The sequence below is a fragment of the Salinivirga sp. genome (genome assembly GCF_035268865.1).
Classification (GTDB): Bacteria; Bacteroidota; Bacteroidia; order Bacteroidales; family Salinivirgaceae; genus Salinivirga.
Window position 1 is genome coordinate 1 of record NZ_DATFKB010000043.1, and the last position, 6903, is coordinate 6903.

Here is a 6903-nt window from a genome sequence, read left to right on the forward strand (position 1 = left end):
CGCATTGGTTGTTGTATTTATGGTTCTTCCTCCTGGGTTATCAAATTCCCATATTTGGCCAGAACCATCATTATCAACATTTTGCCAATCTGTTGGTAAGGCCCCTGAAGAGAAATCTTCTGCAAAGATTTCAGCTTTTGAGTTGCCCTGGCTGTAGTAAATGTGAGTTTGCCTTGCAGGAGTGAACGTTTTTTTCTGTTCCATTTCCTGCTTTTTAAGGCTTGTTTCATGGAGAGCCTGTTTGCCATCCATTTTTTTCTGAACTTCCTGCTTTCCGGGCGGAACTTTAAAAGCAGAGTTCATTTTCTGCGCATTAGCTGCAAAGGCAAAAACCAGCATACTAATGGCAAGTGTAAATAATTTGTGTCTCATAATAATTTTAACTTTTGGTTAATAGTTTTGAAAATTCACTCTCAATTGTAAATTTAATTTATTTTTATGTTTATTCAAATTTAAGTATGACAAATGTCAAGTATCCAGAAATCATCAATATATTAATCTATTAAATTTCAATGTCTTAATACAGATTTTATAAAACCACTAAAAACGTTAATAATAAGTTATCGCACTGTTAACAAGCATGTTCGGGTTTTATTATACGCCTTACTTAGGCATTTCAGAATTAATATTGCACCTCCCATTTTTTCATTAATTTCGCAAATGGCCTCTATGGAAAAGTATAGCGAAGACATAAAAAACAAAGCGATTGAGCTGGGATTTCATGCCGCAGGATTTGCTGATTTGAGTCAAATAAGCCGGGAATTGGAAAAGTTTTACGATACATGGCTGGAAAAAGATTTCCATGGCGACATGGCATACCTGAAGAAAAATGCCGCACAGAGGTTTCAGCCCGATTTACTGCTCCATAATGCCAAATCTGCCATAGTTGTACTGGCACCATATAATCACGGAAAACCACGACTGGCAAGCAATTACAAAATTTCACGGTATGCTGTGGGTGTGGATTACCATTTCGTAGTAAAACAAAAATTAGCCGAGTTGCTCAGCTTCATAAAAAACATCGATCCTAAAACAGAAGGCCGGGCCTTTACCGACACAGCACCGGTGCCTGAACGCTTTCTGGCAGCACAGGCCGGGCTGGGCTTTATAGGCAAAAACGGCATGCTGATTAATCCCGAACTTGGTTCGTATGTTTTTATAGGAGAACTTTACATCAACGCCACACTCAAATACGATAAACCACTGGAAGGATACAGCTGTGGCGAATGCACCCGTTGCATGCAAGCCTGCCCCAACAATGCTATTGTGGCGCCGGGAGAAGTCGACAGCCGCAGGTGCATATCTTACAAAACCATTGAACATAAAGGTGAATTCGAAGCAGAAGCAAACCTGTCAAAACATATTTTTGGTTGTGATATTTGCCAAAACGTGTGCCCATTTAACAAAAACGCACCAAAAATTGGCTGGCAGGAGTTCAGGGGCAAACCTGAGATACTCAATTTAAGCGATGAGGAATGGAAACAAATAGGCAGCAGCAAGTTCAAAAAGCAATTTGGCAATACTGTGCTTTTTCGTACCGGACTAAGAAGGCTGCGTAGGAATATGAACCGTATAGAAAAACAAAAGCCTGACAAATAGCCAGAGCTCCAGATATTACAACCACTCCGGTTTTAAAAACAACAGGAAAATACCTGGCACCCAAAATGGATCAGATGAAAAAGTTGTGGACTTTTTTTACTAAACTTTTTTTTCTTGCGATGCACTGAGCTTGTCGAAGTGAAAAAAAAGTACAATCGCATGTCGCCTTAGCTTCAGCGTTTCACCTGCAGCAAGCCTTCGGCGACCGAAGGATGGCGCAAAAAATCAGGATCAAACTACGGTTATTCGCCTATCGCTCATGAGGGTTGAGCCTTCGCGAAGATACAACGGAGCAAGGTTTCGCCATTCAGCCCGTCAATTTGATCGGTAACAAGTTTATGGTAACTTCTGGTAAACCATTAAGGTCCCCACTTTTTTCTTGATGAAAAAGTGGGGCAAAAAATCAAGATCAAATTACGCTTCAGCCCGCTCTATCCAATAGATTAAATGACCTGAAAAAGCTGAACAAGCCTCTTTTACGTCATTTATATCGATTGGATATTCACTCCTACGCTGGCCCGCCAACGGCTTTAGCCCTCACGAGTTTACGAGTAATTTGATCAGGCCAGCCCGCTTTAAGCCTTGTCGTTGATGAGGTGGATAACACCTGAATTGAGCGATTTTCGCTCACTGCCTCGTACCCAAAGTTTCGCGGATAAAGAAATTGTAAGATTTTCACCTTATCAATTCGGTGAAAAATCAACAATTTCTAAGTCGGGATTAATCCAAAAATAAAGCGCTATTTTATATGTTTGTATTTTGATTTTATAGGCCATATAGAGTTCCCCATGATGTTTCAATTGCACACCGTATAACCTTTTTCCTCCATTAATTAAAATATAGTTGCGTATCAAAAACTCGTCATGGCTCGGTTCATTACGTTCAAATCGCTCAACTTAGGTAATAGTTGCTTTTATAGACGCAAAATATTAAATGTTTTCTAAGAGGCACTATATAGCAATCCTGGCCAAAGTCTAACAGGTATTAAAGGCTGCCAGTTCCTCGCCATAAATGACCTGGTAACTCAGGTAAGTCAGAGAAAATTAAGCTTAATTACTATATAATAATTTGGGAAAAAGATGCATAACTTGCACCATGATAAGAAAAGAACCCGCTACGTTTTCCGCCGTTAGCCAGGAATTTAGGTAAAAAAAATTAATGGGGAAAGACTACAAAAGTACGAAAAACAAAGTTGATATCCTATATTGACTCGTGAAATATCTTGCCTTAATTTTACCTGATTTTTGTGCTTAAAAAAGCCAATACAACACAGACCTTAGTAACGTTACATAAGATGACTGCGAACCTAAAATTGCTATTGAAAACGTAAACAAAACGAATCCTATGAAGAACAAAAGCCTGATTTCAATCACCGATTATTCCAAAGCGGAATATCTCAGGTTAATTGAAATTGCCGAAGAATTTGAGCAAAATCCAAAACAGCAATTATTAGAAGGGGTCGTTATCGCGTCCCTTTTTTTTGAGCCCTCTACGCGCACACGACTAAGCTTCGAAAGCGCCATTAACCGACTGGGTGGCAAAATAGTAGGTTTCACCGATGCTGCTTCCTCCAGTGTAAAAAAGGGCGAATCACTTAAAGACACCATTTTAACCGTGAGCAATTACAGCGACCTTATTGTAATGCGCCATCCGTTGGAAGGAAGTTCCCGCTTTGCCAGTGAAATTGCACCTGTACCCGTGGTTAATGCAGGCGACGGCGCCAACCAACATCCAACCCAGTGTATGCTCGACCTTTACAGCATAAAAAAGACCCAAAACACACTCGATAACCTGAATGTGGCACTTGTTGGAGATTTAAAATATGGCCGTACAGTGCACTCCTTAATGATGGCCATGTCGAATTTCAACACCACCTTTAATTTTATCTCTCCTAATGAGCTGCGCATGCCCGACACATACAAAAACTACCTGGACAACCAAAATATCAGGTATTACGAGCATGATAACCTGGAAGAAGCTATTCCGCACGCCGATATTATATACATGACGCGTGTTCAGAGAGAGCGGTTCTCAGACCCAATTGAGTATGAAAAAGTAAAAAACAGTTATGTGCTGCGTAACGCAATGCTGGATCAAACCAAAGATAATATGCGTATTCTGCACCCGCTGCCCCGTGTAAGCGAAATTCACGAGGATGTGGACAGCAATCCAAAAGCATATTATTTTCAACAGGCACTCAACGGTGTATATATGCGTCAGGCAATTATTTCTTCAATTCTCGGACTTAAATAAAACGATAACAACTATGAAAGATAAAACACTCAGCGTAAGCGCAATTGGAAAAGGGACAGTTATCGACCACATTCCGGCCGACAGTCTTTTTGATGTGCTTTCCATATTAAAACTGGATGAGCTCGACAGTCAAATCACTTTTGGAACCAATCTCAAAAGCGAAAAATACGGTAAAAAGGCCATCATTAAACTTGAAGGTAAGTTTTTTAAAGATGATGAAATTAACCGTATTGCCCTTGTAGCACCAGAGGCCAAGTTAAACATCATTGATGATTACCATGTGGTTGAGAAAAAGGTAGTGGGACTACCCGATGAAGTGGAAGGAATTGCTAAATGCATGAATCCAAAATGTGTTACCAATCAGGAAAACATCATCACGAAATTCACAGTAATCGATAAAAAACATGTAGATCTCAAGTGCCATTATTGTGAAAAAGTAACTGATAAACCAAATCTGGAAATCATTTAAAAACGCCAAACAAAAAATAACGCATCAAGGGGTATGAATAAGCATTAAAATCTCAAATTTGAGGTTTATTAAGATTCTTCATCCTGAAAAAGCTGCAGCCTCTTACTCATGGTAAACACCCCGGTTTAGAGCATCCAAAGCATAAAATGCAGTGTTTCACAGAAATTAAATATGATTTTTTTTCAACGGTTAGATGCAATCTTTTTGTTCCACGTTATATTTCTCGCAGAGTTGCGCAGAACTCTCTTTGCGGGCATTTGCGGTGTGTTTAATCATGGAGGTTTCATCCCAAAAAATCATCGGCGAAATTATATTCCGATGCAAATTCAAACATATTGCCCCTCAGATTCCTTTCAGGAAGCAAAAAGGAATGCACAAACAATAAATCACAGGAAAAAGAATCGAAAAATTTTTGAGATATAAGTAAATTTCAACCCTGTAAATCATCAACTTAAACGAAACCCTATGATAAAACTCAATAATCCCTACGCAAAGCTGGAAGGCTATAATTGCTTTGCCTGCGCACCTGATAACCATGATGGCTTAAAAATGACTTTTTATGAAGATGGCGAAGAGGTTGTTTCTGAATGGCAACCCACCAAACAATTTGAAGGTTTTTACCATGTGCTTCATGGCGGCATACAAGCCACTATTATGGACGAAATTGCCAATTGGGTTGTTGCCATAAAAACCGACACCTCGGGAATGACCATTGAGATGACCACCCAATACCATAAACCTGTAATGATTGAAGACGGCCACCCTGTTACGATACGTGCCAGATTGACAGAAAAAAACCGAAAAAAGGCTCATATTCATGCTCAAATTTTTAATTTTGCCGGCGATTTATGTTCAGAAGGAAAAGTGGTGTATTATTTGTTTCCTCCACAAGTAGCGGCCAAAAAACTATATTATCCGGGCCGCGATGCTTTTTTTGAAAAGTGAAACAAATTAGAAAAAATATTGTAATCTATAGTAGCATGAAGCACGTAAAACTTTCTGATGATATTTACTATCTTGGCGTCAATGACCGCCGTACAAATTTATTTGAAAATGCATGGCCTTTGCCTAATGGCGTAGCCTACAATTCTTATCTCATTGTAGATGAAAAAGTGGCCTTGATAGACACCGTTGAATACGGTCATATGGAAGATTTTTTGCTCAAAATTGAAGAAATTCTCGGGCAAACTCCCATTGACTACCTTGTTGTAAACCATATGGAGCCAGACCACAGTGGTGCCATTAAACAAATTGTAAACCAGTACCCCGACATAGAAATTGTGGGCAACAAAAAAACCTTTCCCATGCTGGAAGGCTTTTTCGGCATAGAGGAAGGTAAGAAAGAGGTAGCCGAAGGCGATACGCTTAAACTTGGAAAACATGAACTGAGTTTTTACATGGCACCGATGGTGCACTGGCCAGAGACAATGGTCACTTATGAAAGTACAACCAAAACCCTGTTCTCAGCCGATGCATTTGGCAGTTTCGGGACCCTGGATGGTGGTGTATTCGATGATGAACTCAATTTAGACTTTTACCACGATGAACTGCGCAGATATTACAGCAATATTGTAGGTAAATATGGCAACCAAACCCAAAAAGCACTTGCCAAACTCAGTACGCTGGAAATTAAACAAATTGCTGCCACACATGGTCCCGTATGGCGTTGCCACATCGACTACATCATGGATAAATACCAGAAATGGTCGAAATATGAGGCAGAAGAAGACGGTGTGGTAATCGTTTTTGGATCTATGTACGGCAATACCGAAAAAATGGCCGACCATATTGCCCGCAAACTTTCAGAAGAAGGCATTAAGAATATTCGTATATACGATGCATCAAAAACCCATGCATCATACATTATAAGTGACATTTGGAAATACAACGGACTGATTATCGGCAGTGCGGCTTACAACGGTGGTATTTTCCCACCTGTTGGATCGCTGCTCGATAAACTCAAAAACATGTACATTAAGAACCGGCATCTGGGTATTTTCGGCAACTCCTCATGGGGTGGCGGTGGCCATCGCACCTTGCAAAAATGGGCAGAAGAGCTAAAACTTGAGCCTTTAGGCCCTAAAGCAGAAGCACGATGTGCACCAAATAACGACGAATTGGCCCTTTGTGAAGAAATTGCAACAGAAGTGGCTAATGCAATAAAAAACCAGAATTAAAACCATGGAAGACCTATTTTATGAAGCCACACATTCAACTCCGGGAATTGCGCTAAACGGCAGCACCGGCACCATTGAATTGTATGGCCGTTCGATCCCTGAGAATGCAATAAATACTTACAAACCAGTACTTGACTGGTTGGATGAGTATTCAGTACAACCCAAAGAAACTACAACCCTTAATTTTAAAATCGAATTTTTCAATACCAGCTCCAGCAAATTTATTTTGCAAATACTTAAAAAGCTGGAAGAACTTCATAAACAAAAATTTGAAGTAAAAGTAAACTGGTATTATAATGATGATGACATTCTTGATTTGGCACAAGACTATAATGAATTGGTGAAAATTCCTTTTGCCTTTCATGAAGCTGTGCTCAAATAAAGTTGCGTTGCAATATAAATAAA

7 protein-coding genes are annotated in these 6903 nt (G+C 39.7%); 6 read left to right on the plus strand and 1 reads right to left on the minus strand.

Annotated elements, in window-relative coordinates:
* Positions 1-372, minus strand: a 372-nt coding sequence (locus tag VJ937_RS02945) for a hypothetical protein (RefSeq protein WP_324065408.1), incomplete at its 3' end; no start/stop codon positions are given.
* 297 nt (positions 373-669) lie between these two features.
* On the opposite strand from VJ937_RS02945, the gene queG reads away from it, so the two are divergent.
* The 6 genes from queG to VJ937_RS02975 all read left to right on the plus strand — a co-directional run bounded on the left by queG (position 670) and on the right by VJ937_RS02975 (position 6880).
* Entirely contained in the window at positions 670-1599 is a 930-nt protein-coding gene (gene queG / locus VJ937_RS02950) for a tRNA epoxyqueuosine(34) reductase QueG (RefSeq protein WP_324065409.1), read from the plus strand.
* Positions 1600-2943: 1344 nt separating this feature from the next.
* On the plus strand, positions 2944-3852 hold the full coding sequence (gene pyrB / locus VJ937_RS02955) for an aspartate carbamoyltransferase (RefSeq protein WP_324065410.1): 909 nt from the start codon (positions 2944-2946) through the stop codon (positions 3850-3852).
* A gap of 13 nt (positions 3853-3865) precedes the next feature.
* The gene (gene pyrI, locus VJ937_RS02960) at positions 3866-4321 is read left to right on the plus strand and encodes an aspartate carbamoyltransferase regulatory subunit (protein ID WP_324065411.1); all 456 of its coding nucleotides are present in this window, start codon (positions 3866-3868) and stop codon (positions 4319-4321) included.
* Between the two features lie 465 nt (positions 4322-4786).
* The gene (locus VJ937_RS02965) at positions 4787-5266 is read left to right on the plus strand and encodes a PaaI family thioesterase (protein ID WP_324065412.1); all 480 of its coding nucleotides are present in this window, start codon (positions 4787-4789) and stop codon (positions 5264-5266) included.
* Positions 5267-5301: 35 nt separating this feature from the next.
* Positions 5302-6498, plus strand: a complete 1197-nt coding sequence (locus VJ937_RS02970) for an FprA family A-type flavoprotein (protein WP_324065413.1) — start codon at positions 5302-5304, stop codon at positions 6496-6498.
* Positions 6499-6502: 4 nt separating this feature from the next.
* Complete coding sequence (locus VJ937_RS02975) at positions 6503-6880, plus strand: DUF1987 domain-containing protein (RefSeq protein WP_324065414.1); 378 nt, start codon at positions 6503-6505, stop codon at positions 6878-6880.
* Positions 6881-6903 lie beyond the last annotated feature (23 nt).